This is a genomic window from Bacillus sp. FSL M8-0025 (assembly GCF_037975475.1).
GTDB lineage: Bacteria > Bacillota > Bacilli > Bacillales > Bacillaceae > Bacillus > Bacillus subtilis.
In genome coordinates this window covers 2,029,681-2,044,344 of the sequence record NZ_CP150258.1, presented here as the reverse complement: position 1 = coordinate 2,044,344, position 14,664 = coordinate 2,029,681, and the positions used below count along the sequence as shown (strand labels likewise).

The 14,664-nt window shown below is 41.4% G+C and carries 17 protein-coding genes and 1 pseudogene; 11 read left to right on the top strand and 7 right to left on the bottom strand.

Going from position 1 to position 14,664, the window contains the following annotated elements:
• Positions 1-154: 154 nt before the first annotated feature.
• Complete coding sequence (locus tag MKX38_RS10200; protein ID WP_003231267.1) at positions 155-1,018, top strand: 3D domain-containing protein; 864 nt, start codon at positions 155-157, stop codon at positions 1,016-1,018.
• Between the two features lie 534 nt (positions 1,019-1,552).
• On the opposite strand, the gene desR is transcribed toward MKX38_RS10200, so the two are convergent.
• From desR to MKX38_RS10175, 5 genes and pseudogenes are all read right to left on the bottom strand, one after another.
• On the bottom strand, positions 1,553-2,152 hold the full coding sequence (gene desR / locus MKX38_RS10195) for a two-component system response regulator DesR (protein ID WP_004399356.1): 600 nt from the start codon (positions 2,150-2,152) through the stop codon (positions 1,553-1,555).
• 18 nt (positions 2,153-2,170) lie between these two features.
• Positions 2,171-3,283 carry a two-component sensor histidine kinase DesK gene (gene desK / locus MKX38_RS10190; protein ID WP_015251908.1) on the bottom strand — a complete coding sequence of 371 codons (1,113 nt, stop codon included), beginning with the start codon at positions 3,281-3,283 and terminating at the stop codon, positions 2,171-2,173.
• Between the two features lie 118 nt (positions 3,284-3,401).
• A complete protein-coding gene (gene desE, locus MKX38_RS10185) occupies positions 3,402-4,460 on the bottom strand; it encodes a fatty acid desaturase DesE (RefSeq protein ID WP_015251909.1) in 1,059 nt (352 codons plus the stop codon).
• Positions 4,461-4,621: 161 nt separating this feature from the next.
• Positions 4,622-5,504 (bottom strand): annotated as a pseudogene (locus MKX38_RS10180) (LD-carboxypeptidase).
• 63 nt (positions 5,505-5,567) lie between these two features.
• Complete coding sequence (locus MKX38_RS10175; RefSeq protein WP_015251911.1) at positions 5,568-6,065, bottom strand: N-acetyltransferase; 498 nt, start codon at positions 6,063-6,065, stop codon at positions 5,568-5,570.
• Between the two features lie 170 nt (positions 6,066-6,235).
• On the opposite strand from MKX38_RS10175, the gene MKX38_RS10170 reads away from it, so the two are divergent.
• Together MKX38_RS10170 and MKX38_RS10165 are read left to right on the top strand one after the other, a co-directional pair.
• Positions 6,236-7,018: a VLRF1 family aeRF1-type release factor gene (locus MKX38_RS10170; RefSeq protein WP_015251912.1), complete on the top strand. Its 783-nt coding sequence runs from the start codon at positions 6,236-6,238 to the stop codon at positions 7,016-7,018.
• Between the two features lie 136 nt (positions 7,019-7,154).
• Positions 7,155-7,691 (top strand): DUF420 domain-containing protein, encoded by a 537-nt coding sequence (locus MKX38_RS10165; RefSeq protein WP_003231280.1) that lies wholly within the window; start codon positions 7,155-7,157, stop codon positions 7,689-7,691.
• A gap of 89 nt (positions 7,692-7,780) precedes the next feature.
• Here the strand turns inward: MKX38_RS10165 and MKX38_RS10160 are convergent, their stop codons facing one another.
• Positions 7,781-8,458 (bottom strand): lysozyme family protein, encoded by a 678-nt coding sequence (locus MKX38_RS10160; protein WP_003231283.1) that lies wholly within the window; start codon positions 8,456-8,458, stop codon positions 7,781-7,783.
• Positions 8,459-8,651: 193 nt separating this feature from the next.
• Here MKX38_RS10160 and czrA point away from each other — a divergent pair, with 193 nt between their 5' ends.
• The gene (gene czrA / locus MKX38_RS10155) at positions 8,652-8,975 is read left to right on the top strand and encodes a Zn(II)-responsive metalloregulatory transcriptional repressor CzrA (RefSeq protein ID WP_003231284.1); all 324 of its coding nucleotides are present in this window, start codon (positions 8,652-8,654) and stop codon (positions 8,973-8,975) included.
• 26 nt (positions 8,976-9,001) lie between these two features.
• Here the strand turns inward: czrA and csk22 are convergent, their stop codons facing one another.
• Complete coding sequence (csk22, locus tag MKX38_RS10150) at positions 9,002-9,547, bottom strand: mother cell-specific sporulation protein Csk22 (RefSeq protein ID WP_080529424.1); 546 nt, start codon at positions 9,545-9,547, stop codon at positions 9,002-9,004.
• Between the two features lie 205 nt (positions 9,548-9,752).
• Here csk22 and MKX38_RS10145 point away from each other — a divergent pair, with 205 nt between their 5' ends.
• From MKX38_RS10145 to csaA, 7 genes are all read left to right on the top strand, one after another.
• Positions 9,753-10,691, top strand: a complete 939-nt coding sequence (locus tag MKX38_RS10145; protein ID WP_339189362.1) for a YafY family protein — start codon at positions 9,753-9,755, stop codon at positions 10,689-10,691.
• A gap of 53 nt (positions 10,692-10,744) precedes the next feature.
• The gene (locus MKX38_RS10140) at positions 10,745-11,227 is read left to right on the top strand and encodes a GyrI-like domain-containing protein (RefSeq protein WP_086343936.1); all 483 of its coding nucleotides are present in this window, start codon (positions 10,745-10,747) and stop codon (positions 11,225-11,227) included.
• Between the two features lie 76 nt (positions 11,228-11,303).
• Complete coding sequence (locus tag MKX38_RS10135) at positions 11,304-12,005, top strand: MBL fold metallo-hydrolase (protein ID WP_086343935.1); 702 nt, start codon at positions 11,304-11,306, stop codon at positions 12,003-12,005.
• A 6-nt stretch (positions 12,006-12,011) separates the two neighbouring features.
• The gene (locus MKX38_RS10130; RefSeq protein WP_339189359.1) at positions 12,012-12,587 is read left to right on the top strand and encodes a WHG domain-containing protein; all 576 of its coding nucleotides are present in this window, start codon (positions 12,012-12,014) and stop codon (positions 12,585-12,587) included.
• A 77-nt stretch (positions 12,588-12,664) separates the two neighbouring features.
• Positions 12,665-13,408 carry a GNAT family N-acetyltransferase gene (locus MKX38_RS10125; RefSeq protein ID WP_064911723.1) on the top strand — a complete coding sequence of 248 codons (744 nt, stop codon included), beginning with the start codon at positions 12,665-12,667 and terminating at the stop codon, positions 13,406-13,408.
• 14 nt (positions 13,409-13,422) lie between these two features.
• Positions 13,423-14,148 carry a helix-turn-helix domain-containing protein gene (locus MKX38_RS10120; protein WP_080477820.1) on the top strand — a complete coding sequence of 242 codons (726 nt, stop codon included), beginning with the start codon at positions 13,423-13,425 and terminating at the stop codon, positions 14,146-14,148.
• A gap of 64 nt (positions 14,149-14,212) precedes the next feature.
• Positions 14,213-14,545: a chaperone CsaA gene (gene csaA, locus MKX38_RS10115; protein ID WP_017697558.1), complete on the top strand. Its 333-nt coding sequence runs from the start codon at positions 14,213-14,215 to the stop codon at positions 14,543-14,545.
• The last annotated feature ends 119 nt before the right edge of the window (positions 14,546-14,664 follow it).

Here is a 14,664-nt window from a genome sequence, read left to right as displayed (position 1 = left end):
CAAGGGTTCAGCAAGTCTTTCCATCAGAGAGAAATCCTTCATGTAAAGGAACTGTAATCTAAATCATATCTTTTTGTTATTGATTTGACATTTACGTGTGTTACGATATCACCTGTTAGCCGCCAATAAAAAGCTAACAAGGGAGGATTTACTTATGAAGAAGACGATTATGTCCTTTGTGGCAGTTGCTGCACTTTCAACAACTGCATTCGGAGCTCACGCTTCTGCAAAAGAAATTACGGTGCAAAAGGGTGATACGCTCTGGGGAATCTCTCAGAAAAATGGAGTGAACCTAAAGGACTTAAAAGAATGGAACAAGTTAACTTCTGATAAAATCATTGCAGGAGAAAAACTGACCATTTCTTCAGAAGAAACAACCACGACTGGGCAATATACAATTAAAGCGGGAGATACGCTTTCTAAGATTGCTCAAAAATTCGGCACGACAGTCAACAACCTGAAAGTTTGGAATAACTTAAGCTCTGACATGATCTATGCTGGATCAACTCTTTCAGTAAAAGGTCAGGCAACAGCAGCAAACACAGCTACTGAGAATGCGCAAACAAACGCACCTCAAGCTGCGCCAAAACAAGAGGCTGTGCAAAAAGAGCAACCTAAACAAGAAGCTGTACAACAGCAACCTAAACAAGAAACAAAGGCTGAGGCAGAAACTTCTGTTAACACAGAGGAGAAGGCTGTTCAATCAAATACAAATAATCAAGAAGCTTCAAAAGAACTAACAGTTACTGCTACTGCTTACACTGCTAACGACGGCGGCATTTCCGGCGTTACAGCTACAGGCATTGACTTAAATAAGAACCCGAATGCGAAAGTTATTGCGGTTGATCCTAATGTAATTCCGCTAGGTTCTAAAGTCTATGTTGAAGGCTACGGGGAAGCAACAGCAGCAGACACTGGCGGCGCTATTAAAGGAAATAAAATCGACGTATTTGTACCAAGTAAAAGTGATGCTTCTAATTGGGGCGTCAAAACTGTAAGTGTTAAAGTCTTAAACTAATAATATAGATTGTGATAAAAGACATGAGCTTTTGGCTTGTGTCTTTTTTTTGTTCTGCTTAGAGCTGTTTATATCATATGCTGATAAAAGAAAGTGGTCCCGTTTTTCTCTTTATGTGCGATTCAGGGGCTCTCGGGTTAAAAGATTGGTTCCACATTACAGAGACATTCGGCATCATGACATTTATAGCTGGTTGTTACTATCATTTACGGAATCGGATTGATTTCAGACGGTTTTTTATTGTGATATTAGGCTCTTGCAGTTGGGCATGGCAGCTTCGGGAGCGAAGTGGCACAACTTTGTCATACTGAAAATACAAAATAATCAATATCAGAAATTCTGCTGATGTGCAATGGCCGACCATTTTAACAGGGATATCATTCAATCCAGTCTTTTATTGGGCTGTTAACCAAGCAATCGTTCAGCGGGCGTAGGAGCGAGGATATGGATCAATTTAATTCTGGTTGCGACGAGGTTCTCAAACGGGAATTTCAGGTTAACAAAAAGGATCCTGGCAGATGCCAAGATCCTTTTTTATTTAAACCAGCCTTTTTCTTTTGACCGGGTAATGGCTTCAATTCGATTTTTCACTTCAAGCTTTTCTAGAATCATTGAGATATAATTCCGCACCGTCCCGCTTTTGATGCTGAGTTCCTGAGCGATTTCTTTTGTGTTTTTACCGTCAGCCACAAGTTCGAGCACTTCTTTTTCTCTATCTGTAAGAGGGTTAGCTTCGCTGTATAAGTCCTCCATCAGCTCAGGTGCATAGATGCGTTTTCCGTTCATGACGCTACGGATGGCGTTGGCCAGCTCTTCACTCGGACTGTCTTTTAACAAATAGCCTTTAACGCCAGCTTTAATAGCTCTCTGAAAGTAACCGGGTCTGGCGAAGGTGGTTAAGATGATAATTTTGCAGCCTGTATCTTTTAGCTCCTCAGCAGCTTCAAGCCCTGTTTTTCCGGGCATTTCAATGTCCATAATACATACATCAGGCTGGCGTTTTTTGACAAAATCAACAGCATCTTGGCCGGTTGTACCTTTGCCTACGACTTCCATATCGTCTTCGAGGTTTAGAAGTGATCCTAAAGCGCCCAGCAGCATTTGCTGATCTTCTGCAATAAATATACTAATCATATAAGCCATCCTTTATGTTTATTTTGAATTATTAGGAATTGCCATGGTAAGCTTGGTCCCGTTTTCGGTATCGATGTGAAGGCTTCCGTTTGCAAACTCAAGCCGTTCTCTCATCCCGAGTAAGCCATGTCCTTTTGAAAAGGAATTTTCTTCTCCTTTGAATGTTCCATCGTCAGACACTGTTATCACAACTTCCTTCCAGAGCTGCTGAATGTCAACTCGGCAAGTTTTAGCCTGGCTGTGTTTGACGACATTTGTGACAGCTTCCTTTAAGCACATGCTCAAAATGTTTTCATTCAGCAATGAGATATTTTCAGGCCATTTCTCTTCTTCATAGATAAACATAATGTCAGCTGCTTCGAGAATTTGTTTGATGTTGATCAATTCATCCTTGAGCCGTATGCCCTTCATAGAGGAAACGATTTTTCTTACTTCATTTAAAGAAGTTCGCGCTGTTTGCTGAACACTTTTCAGTTCACGAGCTGCTTGTTCGGGATCTTTGTATATCAATTTTCTTGCTAAGTCGCTTTTTAAACCGATAAGAGAAAGCTTTTGCCCAAGCGTATCATGGAGATCGCGGGCAATTCGCTGACGTTCTTCTAATTTTACCAGTTCTGCAATCCGTTCATTTGCATCCTCGAGCTTTTCTTCAAGCCGTTCGCGCTCCTTGCGGCTTCTTATACTAAAGGGCAATAAAATTGCGCTGATGAGGGTTATGACGACAAAAGGAATTTGTGTCAGAAAGAATTCCTTCTTTAATACGAGACTGAAATTGGCTGCGACGGCTGCGCTTATTAAATGGACATAATATAAAATATGAAAAGGGACGCGTTCCTTAATGTTTCCTATAAAATACGCGATAAAAAAAGCAAAATAAATATAACTGAACAGAGTAATGGAGGCGGTTGAAATGCCAATTAATAAAAATCCCCACAAATAAATGGTCCAGCCTTTTGAGACAAAAGCAAATCGATATACCGAAAAAAATAAAAGCGTCAAAATGATGCCGACAATAATAACAAATGTAGATGATGATTTCCATATAAAGTAGAAGGGGAGGATGAAAAATATCGTCCATATATAGGGCGTAATTCCGTTTAGTTTTTGAAATGTAAAATGATTTTTAATCATGATCTTACCTCATTTTCAGCTTTTCATCTTACTTGTAACTTTATCATTGTGAAAGCCAGAATGCACCCTCAAACAATAAAAGGAAGCCTTCTAGTATATTAGAAGACCTCCTTTATCATCAGGCATTCTTCCGCAGCTTCTGTTTTTCTGGTGAATCAGGCGGAAGGCTTACAGCTATATGTTTTATAGCCCGAAATGACACAAACTGTTTGTTATCTTCATCCCATAGACGGAACGCAAGTGATTGCAGGCTTGTTTTTAAGGTGATTGTCGGTACGTTTTTTAATGGTTCGTGATGTTCATGAGCAACTTCAAGCTTATAGTTAGGCACCTTTGGACTCAAATGATGAACGTGGTGGTAACCAATATTGCCTGTTAGCCATTGAAGCAGTTTCGGGAGTTTATAAAATGAACTGCCTTCAACAGCAGCCTGAACGTAGCTCCAGTTTTCATCCGCTTCAAAATAAGAATCTTCAAAGGTATGCTGCACATAAAACAGCCAAACACCGATTGAACCTGAAATCAGAAATATCGGGCCTTGCACCAGTAAAAACGATTGCCAGCCAAAGATCAGACAGCAAGCAGCAGCCAACGCGACAATTGCCAGATTCGTAAGGTATGTGTTTACACGTTCCTTGCGTCTTGCTCCTTTTTTGTTAAAACGGTTCGTGATCAGAAAAACATAAATCGGTCCGAGAATAAACATGATAAACGGGTTTCTATAAAGTCTGTATGCAAGCTTTGTTCGTCTGGATGCAGCTTTATATTCGTTTACTGTTAACATCCAGATGTCTCCTGTTCCGCGTTTATCCAGATTGCTGCTAGTTGCATGATGAATCGAATGGCTGTGCTGCCATTGAAGATACGGGAATAAAGTCAGGACACCTGTCAGAAAACCGAGAATGTGGTTATAGCGTTTTTGTTTGAAAAAAGATTGATGGCAGCAGTCATGGAAGATGATAAAAATTCTTGTCAGAAAACCTGCGGCAATCACCGTTAATGCTAACGTAAGAAGATAGGAGACATCGAGGCTGAGATAAGCAAGAAACCACAGGCCGAAGAATGGAATAAACGTGTTTAAAAGCTGAATCAGGCTGTTTTTTGTTTCAGGCTGAGCAAATGCAGCGACTTGCTTTGTCAGCTGTTTTTGCTTATGTGCAATGGTTTGTTCAGTCATAGTAAGTATCCTCTCATTGTGTGTCTCGGTTCAGTATACGCTAATGAGAGAAGTCTTTTGTAGTAGCACACATCATGCCTCCTATATGACATTTGTCATGTCTCGTGCGGCATGCATAACCGATTGCGCTAAAAAAGCTTGTAAAAAAATTTACAAGCTGATTAATGTTTATCAATCCATATTCGTGATGTACCCGAAATAGCTTCAATCCTGCATGTTCCTCCTATAGGGAACGTGGCAATTGGCGAGGTATGTCCGGCATTTATATTTGCGATGATCGGGATGCTGGATAATTCTTTTTTTGTTTCGATCATGGCTTTTACAAGATCCATTGATACGTTTGATGCTTTCTGAAATCTGCCGATCAAAATCGCCTTTACATGTGAAAAAGCGGGGAGGTGGATGAGTGATTGCAGATCGCGATCAAACATATGGATGTCTGACATATAATCATCCCGCATAACCTTCTTGGATTACAACAGGGCCGTTATTAGGATAAAAACGCCTGTTTTCTTGATCCAAAAACCAGCGGTCATCGCTCCACTCACTTGAAGGAAGAATTTCAAACGGGTCGTCCGAAGCGCAGCAAGAAAGAAAATACTCTTGTGTATAATCAAGCCCTTTTTTCATTGCAAATGTTGAGAAGTGGGGGCCTGAATACGTAACAAGACCCGTTTTTCGATAAATTGCGTTGCAAAGAGCGGTTATATCGGAATAGCCGCACAGAATTTTTGGATGTCGTTTGATTTTCTCGTAATCAAGATAACGCAGCAGCTGATTTGAATTAAACCCTCCGAGTGTCGTTAAAATCGCTTTGACGCCTGGATCAAAAAAGGCAGCGTGCAGATCATGGACTCTTGACTCGATAGAGGATGAATCAAATTCATTACATTCATTTGCGTGTTCAGCGATGGTTACCCGATAACCTAAGCGTTCTAACGCCGTTTTTGCTTGGATTTTTGCTTCATTTGATAATATAGACATGCTGGTCGCGGGAGACACGATCCGGATTTCGTCTCCCTTTTTCAGTTTTGAGGCGTACATAGAACCCTCCATCAATGGTTTTTTACCATTACAGCATATATTGGCTCTTTCTTCCAGACTTTTTTACAAATCAACCCACTTAATGCTGCCGGATTGGGTATCATTATCGATACATACTTTGAATTGATGTTTTTCATAAAAGTGAATCAGCCGGTCTACATGATTCCAATCCCGTTTGGCGATGTCTCCGGTGACTTTCGGTATATTGTGGTCTCTTGCTATATCTTTTAAATATTTCATGCAAATGGAACCAAACCCGTGATTCGGAGGGCCTTTTATATCGCCTATATGAATGGCATCGTCCTTGTAAGACGCTACAAGTGAAAAACAGCCTTTTCCTCGGTAAGCCGTTTTACAATCAGTTAGCATAATTTTGCATGTTTGGCCATCATCAATCGAGGAAACAATCATCCACTCATCATGTTTCGATTGATCAATACCAAGCACTTTGGCATCTTTAGATAAATCCTTCATATTCTCCTGCATGCGATAAATTTGAAATTCTAAATCATTTAATTCTTCTTCAAGCTCTTGACGATTTTTTTCTTTAATAGTAAACAAGATCAAACTCCTTTCAAAAATCAGCTTAGAAACACAGTTACCAATTGTATTAGAAGAGAGGCGTATTGTAAACAACAATTCCATTATTACTAGAAATTAGCGGAAAGTCAGGTTTGATCGTTTTTAAGAGAGGAAAAAGAAAACTAACCTGTGAAAAAGGAGGAATCGGAATGGCGATTGATTCATTGATTAACAAATTACAGTATGTCCAATTGGAACCGCCGGATAAAATTCTCTCTCTGTATCTCAATACAGACATGAGAGATCCAGAGCAGCAGGGGGGAGAATGGAAGATTGCCCTAAAGTCAGGATTCAGCCGATTAAAAGAGTATTTGGCAGCTAGTGATCCAGAGGAGGAAAAGTGTCTGGATGGAATCAGGGCTAAAATGAATCAATACTTGAATGCAATGGGAAAAGACATGCCCCGCAGTCTCGTGTTTTTTGTTTCCGACAGCGGCATATGGGAACCTATTAAGCTTCAAGTCCCTGTAGATACAAGATTTTACTGGGAAGAAACAGCTGTCCTGGATCAGCTAAAGGGTTTGCGCCAGGCATACCCAAGTACGGCGTTTATTTTAACTCAGCAGCATGAAGTGAAAATTATTGAAACTGTTTTAGGAAAAATTGAGGCGGTGGAGCGTTATGAGTATGATATGATCAATGAGTCTTGGAAGAATAGCCATTCCGCTGTAGACAAAGCGCCACCATTTGAAGAGAACCGGATGAGGGAACATGTAACAGAGAACCAATCGAGACTGTATAAGCGGCTGGCTGCCAGCCTTGATCAAAAAGCTGCCGCGAAAAGATGGGAACGAATGGTTATTGCCGGGGATAAAGAAACGGCCGATATCTTGGATCAGCATATGAATAAACCCATTCATTCGAAAATTCAAAAGAACCTGCTGAATGAAAATGAACATAAGGTCATTGAACATTTGATAAAAGAGGCGTAAACCTAACAGGCCGGGGCTAATAGCCTCCGGCCTTTGAAGTGTGTCTAATTTCTGACGAAGCAATCGAAACCGTTGACATCTTCTTTGAATTTGCATACGATTTGGATAGCCAGTACAAATTAGGAGAGGTCACCAAATGAACCAAACAGAAAATAAACCGAAAAATTACACGGGGATTGTCCTTACGCTGACAGTTCTGATTAACGGTTTAATCGCAGTGCTGTTTTTTATGCCTAAATTAGATCAGTTCAGCCATGCGAATATTCACATTTTGCCAATGCTGAATGCGATATTCAACAGCTTTACGTTTATCTTCTTATTGGCCGCGCTGATTATGATTAAACAGAAAAATATCAAAGCTCACAAACGCTTTATTTTGGCCGCATTCACAACAACATTACTATTTTTGATTTGCTATGTGACGTACCACTCGATTGCGGAAAACACGCTCTATGGCGGAGAAGGTATTATGCGCCCGATTTATTTCTTTATTTTAATTACACATATCTGCCTTTCTGCAATCATTGTGCCGCTTGCGCTGTTTACGCTGATCAGAGGCTTCAGCATGCAGGTGGAGCGCCATAAAAAAATTGCGAGATGGACAATGCCTCTATGGCTGTATGTAAGCCTTACAGGCGTTATTGTATATTTGATGATTTCACCGTATTATTAAAAGCCATACTCAGTATGGCTTTTTTTACGTGTAAACATGGCAAAAGCCCAAATTCATTTTTGGGCTTTTGTCAGTAAATTGATAGACTCTTATTCATGAGCCTTGGATTCCATGGTTTCAAGTGTTGCAACCTGCAAAGATTCTTCAACAGTTTTTGTTTTTTCTTTTACTTTTTCTGCATACGTATAATCACCGTAGCAATACGGATAGCGGAAATTTTTCGCATTTCCCCCGCAAGTATACAGATCAGGATTTTTTTTGACTTGCTGCTCGGAGTATTGTTTTGCCAATTCCTCAGTATGCGTTCCTCCATGTTCAGCTACAAAATCAATGTAACCTGCCCCCATGTTGTAGCTTTGAATAATGGTATCCAAATCCACGCCTTTTTCCTTACCGGTCTTGTACATGAGGGTAAATTGCTTGATGCCTTGTTTAACACTGAGTTGAGGGTCTGTTATCTCATTGCGTTTTAACCCCAGAGATTCAGAGGACTGCATGGGATCATTGCCTTTTCCTTTTGACTCCTGATACATCATGCCTAATATGAGTGATGTATAATTAGAGAGTCCTTGGCTTTCAAGCTCTTCTTCCACCAAGGGTTTGTAATCGGTTAAACGTTCCAAAACAATCGTTTTCGTATCGATCGGAAGTTTTTTGATTAAATCCCGGTTGAAAAAAAGCAGGACCAATAAAAAAGAGGCGATGACAAAAACAAAAATCATCATAAAACCCGCAGCAGCGAAACAGCCTTTTCTCTTTTTCTTCACTGTGTTTCACCCTCAATGTTTGGAGCAGTATGACCTTTTTTATTATGACATAAGACGGTATATCAGACCAAGTAAAAACCTGATTTGAAACATAAATTTAAACTATGAGATTGAAATGGAATACAAGCAGGCTGGTTTGCACTCAAGCGCATTTGTTATAAGATAAAACTATGAATAAAGAAAGGTGATACATATGACTGAATTTAGAGAAACGGAACAATCGGCTGCTGATCTGGACGAGGAGACGCTGTTTCTAGTCGCGCAAACATTCAAAGCGCTTTCTGATCCTACCCGAATCAGAATTCTCCATTTATTGTCCCAGGGTGAGCATGCAGTAAACGGAATTGCAGAAAAGCTGAATTTACTGCAATCCACTGTGTCCCACCAGCTTAGATTTTTAAAAAATCTCCGGCTTGTCAAATCGCGCAGGGAAGGAACATCGATTTATTACTCTCCGGAGGATGAACATGTTTTAGATGTTCTTCAGCAAATGATCCATCATACGCAGCATGATTGAAAAAGACATCCTTGCTTAACTCGCTGTTAGCGGGCAAGGATGTCTTTTTCTTTATTGTATTCGTGCTGTTCAAGTTCGTTTCTGCTGAGCTTGATGACAAAAGAAGAAAAACCGATATAATAAACGGCTATCAGAAAACAGACGCCAATTGTCAGAGGGTCCGTTCCGATTGACTGACTGTATGATCCAAGGCGGTTTAGATCAGGTGAGGTAAGATAAAGCTCCGTCACTCGATACAGAAATCTTGATAGAAATAAAGTTAAGAGAATCACCTCTACCCAAATATGAGTCCGAAAATAGATCTTTCCTCTGCGTTTTTCAAAAGAGATGTTTTTCTTAGCGAAAAAGACAAGGAGCCATCCGCCAAGAATGCCCAAAATGAGATATCCATATAAAAAAGGGTGAATGGCGCTGAAGATTGAAAGGCCAAAAGCAAACAGCGAGAAAAGAATGATACGGGTGAACAGCCAGCGGGGCTTCAGCGGCTGGTATCCGATGGACCTTTTAATTTTTTTATACAGAAAAAAGATGATGATCATGGCAGGATAAACGCTCTGAAGTGTAAGATGCATGATGTGAAATCCCCTCCGTTGAGAAGTGTATGCTTATCCGGTCGGAAATAGTAGCTGAAATAAATACTGAACACAAAAAAGAAGGGGAAACCCCTGTTTTCATAGCATATGCGAGGTGTATTCCGCCGCATAATAGATATGCCCAAGCTTTATCAAAATGTTATGATTGTTTTGTTGGAAAATACAAGAAGAAAAGGTGCGCAGAATGAAACTGGAACGTTTGTTAGCGATGGTTGTGTTATTGATCAGCAAAAAACAAGTGCAGGCTGCAGAGCTTGCTGAGCTGTTTGAAGTATCTGTCAGAACAATTTACCGTGATATTGAGACGATCAATAGGGCTGGTATTCCGATTGTGACCTCACAGGGTTCCGGGGGCGGAATTGGCATCATGGAAACGTATCGGCTTGAAAGAGAGTGGCTGAAGGAGGAGGAATTGTTTGCAATTGCTTCCGCTTTGCAAAGCGTTTCATCTATGTATGAACCCGTTTCTCACAGCACAGCCTATCAAAAAATCAAACACCTTATACCTGAGCAATCTGCTCAAGCATTTAAGCACCAAACAGAAAAATGGTTTATTGACATGACGGCATGGGGCCATACTGAGGATCAAAAGGCGCTTCGTGAGAAAATAAGCGCTGCCATCGATCGGTTGTCAACGATATCTTTTACATATACAAGCGCAAGCGGGGAAACTCTTCTTCGTGAAACTGAACCTTATACATTGGTTTGCAAGGCGGGGCACTGGTATTTATATGCCTACTGCCTGGTAAGAAATGATTTTCGTTTTTTTAAACTAAACCGGATGAAAGATCTGGCCATCTTACATCAGACCTTTATCAGAAAAGACATTCAGCTGGATACTTTGCCATGGGATAAGAATTGGTACCAGCAGGGCCGTTTAACTGAATTGGTTATTCTTGTTCAGCCGTCAGCACGTCAGCGTATAGGTGAATGGTTCGGATATGATGTTCTTCACTGTGAGGAAGATGAAATCTGCCGGGCAGTGATTTCACTTCCAGAAGATCAATGGCTGATCGGTTTTTTGCTCCAGTTCGGAAAGGATATTGAGGTTCTGCAGCCTCTTCATATACGGGATAAAGTAAAAGAAACCATTCATCACATGCAAAAAATATATGAAACCTGACACACTGCTGTCAGGTTTCTTTGTCTATAATCTTAAAAAAAGGAGGAGATCGTATGGGCTTTTCACATATAACACACTTAGACCGGAAACGATTTGCCGGACTGTCACAACGGACAAGCAACGCACTGGAAATGACGGAAGAAAGGAGGATTCCGGCACTGTGGGATCAATTCTGGAAGCAGGATATGAGCGCTCTTTTATCACAGGCTGAAAAAGACAAGAGCATTATTGCCTTATATTCGAATTATGAACAAGAGACGAATGGGTTTTATACGTTTTCAGTCGGAACGTTTCAGGAACACAGCAGTACTCTTCCGGAACCATATGAAAACATTAATTTGCCGGCTTCCGCTTACGCCGTTTTCACTTCCAGAATCGGCCCTATTGAAGAGATTGTGCTTGAAACGTGGAAGGAAATTTGGACTTGGGATAAGCGGCATCTGCGCACGTTTACAGGTGACTTTGAGATGTATGATCAAAGTGCCGCAGTGCCACAGCGAGCACAAGTTAACATTTATGTAGCGATAAAAAAATAATAAACTCTTGAAAAACTAATGGTGTTAGTTAATAATAAAACTAACACCATTAGTTTTTGTTAGGAGGAATAAAAAGATGAGAATTACTCAGTACCAAACGGTTTGGCAGCTGACTTTTTTTCCAGCATTGTTTCCGGTTAATTGCTATTTAGTAGAGGAAGAAAACGAAGTCACCCTTATTGATGCCGCACTGCCAGGCAGCTATAAAGGGATTATTCAAGCTGTGAATCAGCTTGGAAAACCGCTTCAGCATATTTTACTGACTCATGCACATGGGGACCATGTCGGATCACTGGATACATTGGCACAAACATTTCCGCATGCAAAGGTTATGATCTCGGAACGAGATTCATTCTTGCTCCAAGGTGACACATCCTTGCGGCAAGATGAGCCGCAGACGCCTATAAAAGGAGGTATTCCGAAACACATACAAACAAAGCCTCACCAACTGCTGACGGGCGGTGAAACAATTGGTTCCCTGCTTGCCATTCCAACACCGGGCCATACACCGGGCAGCATGTCATTTCTTGATACAAGAAACGGCACTTTAATAGCAGGAGATGCGTTTCAGTTGCGCGGAGGAATCGCTGTTTCAGGCCAGATAAAATGGACGTTTCCTTTTCCCGCTTTCGCTACATGGAATAAGGAGGAGGCCATCAAAAGTGCACAATTGCTCGCCGATAAGGCGCCTTCCTGTCTCGCTGTCGGACATGGAAAATTCCTGCGATCACCTTCAGAGCGGATGAGACAGGCGATCCAAAAAGCAAAGAAAGGATGATGAGCAATGTCACCGAGAATAGGTTTGACCAAAAAAATGATTGTAGACACTGCAGCGGAGATTGCCGATCAGGAAGGGGTAAATGGTGTCTCACTTGCGGCACTTTCTAAAAAAATGAATGTGCGCCCTCCGTCATTGTATAACCATATCAACGGGCTGCAAGCAATCAGAACAGAACTTGCTGTCAGAGGACTGAAAAAGCTTTTTGATCAAATGGCAGACTCCGTAACCGAACGAAAGGGAGATTCTGCTATGCTTTCTTTAGCTCATGCATATGTTGATTTTGCAATTGAAAATCCCGGATATTATGAAGCGGCTCTGCTTAAGGTTCAGGACAAAAGGGCGGAAATCGCTTCAGACCAAATTGTCCGTCTTGTGACGAAGCTGCTCATTGAAAACGGCTATGCAAGTGAAAAGACTGCCATTCATGCGACAAGGGGGCTAAGAAGCCTGCTGCATGGCTTTACTGCTTTAATCGCAAAAGAAGCATTTGAACGTGAGGAGGACATTTTAGAAAGCCTGTCATTTTCAATTCGGACATTTTTGTCAGGATTATTAGTAAACAATAAAAATATTATGTAAACAAATAAATAGATGTCTTATATTTCTGAATATTGTATAATATCAAGGGAGTATACATAGGGGAGAGGCATTATGCAATGGATGACATTCACAAGATTGAACGATTAGCGGCAGCTTCATGGCCGGCTTATTTTCAAAAAAGCATAGGGAAATGGCTTCTCAGAGCGAATTTTGGCGTAACCAAAAGGGCAAATAGCGTATGGACTTCTGCGGATATGCCTGAAGGGGATTTTCAGCTAGAGGCCGAACTTTTTTATCAAAGTTTAGGCTTACCTGTTTGTTTTCATATTAGCAACGCATCACCGAAAGGGCTTGATGACGCATTGGCAGACAGCCGTTATGAAAAGGTAGACGAGTGCTTCCAGATGACAGCGTTGTGCCGGTCAATTATGAGCCGAACAAATGACAACAGCCGATTTACATACAAGTGGGAACAAGAGCCATCATCTGTTTGGATAGATGAATTTATTCAATTAGAAGGGTTTTCACCCGAGCGTCACAAAGGTTACAAACACATATTCGAACGCATGCCGCCGTGTAAAACTTTTTTCAAGATGTATGACAAAGAAAGCCTGACAGCGCTTGGCACGGTTTCTGTCATTGATGGTTATGGCGGACTTAGTAATATCGTTGTAGCTGAGGAGCACAGAGGAAAAGGGGCAGGAACCCAAGTGATCAGGGTGTTGACTGAATGGGCAAAAAACAACGGAGCGGAACGCATGTTTTTACAAGTGATGAAAGAAAATCTGGCGGCAGTTTCTTTATATGAAAAAATCGGGTTTTCGCCTATATCGGAACACCATTACCGGATTAAAAGATGACCAAAGGAAGGGGTTTGCTGATGGACTCGCTTCAAGAGATGATTTGCGAAAAACGGACGTACACACGCCTTTATCATTCACATAAGCACGCATACAGCCAATTTCTTTTTCCGCTTGAAGGGAGTATTGATCTTGAGACTGAAGAGCGCCAGGTGAAATTAAAGCCAGATCATTTTTTATATATTCCTCCGCAGTGTGAGCATCGTTTCCGTTCTATCGGAAGAAATGAATGTCTTGTACTGGATGTTCCGCTTCATGCAATGAAAATTGATGAGTATCGTGCAGGATCGGGAATTGAAGCTGCACTCGATCCTTTCTGGTCTTCGATCAGGTACTTGCTGACAGAGGAAGCAAAGGCCGGAACAGCCAACTCGCTTCATATGCTAGTACAATACATAAAAGAAAAGCTTCAATCCCATAGCTATGCCTCAATTGCATACATTCACAGCCATTTATTTGAGCGGCTGACGATTAAGAAGCTGGCAGAAATCGAGCATTATCACCCAGCTTACTATTCAAGCTGGTTCAAAAAACAGACAGGGAAGTCCCCGCAGAACTATATTGCCGACCTTCGCCTTGAGGAAGCAAAACGAATGCTGATGGAGAGAAATGAAACCCTTACCGTCGTGAGCGAGGCGCTGGGCTTTCAAAACCTTTCTTCTTTTACAAGATGGTTCACGAAAAGCACAGGAATGCCGCCCCGCCTGTATCGAAACACCTTATATTCGGATAAAAAATGATGGCTCTTTAGTTAAAAGAATATTGTATATCTCCTTTACAATAGGAGAAAAAGGAGTTATTGATATGGCAGTTATTGAAGACTTTGAGAAATTGGATATCAGAACGGGAACAATTGTAAAAGCGGAAGAATTTCCTGAAGCAAGAGTACCGGCAATCAAGCTTGTAATAGATTTTGGGACAGAAATCGGCATAAAACAATCGAGCGCGCAGATCACGAAGCGTTACCAGCCGGAAGGTCTCGTCAACAAGCAAGTCATAGCAGTCGTGAACTTTCCGCCCCGCCGGATCGCCGGATTTAAATCGGAAGTCTTGGTCCTCGGCGGCATACCCGGCCAGGGCGATGTCGTCCTTTTGCAGCCGGATCAGCCTGTTTCAAACGGCACAAAAATCGGATAACACAAAAAAGACGTTTGCCTAAGGCAAACGTCTTTGCGTATTGAGGCGATGCACCACACGCCACATTCGTGTGTGCCGTAAAGGCATGTACATCGACTTACACAATTCAGCTCATCGCT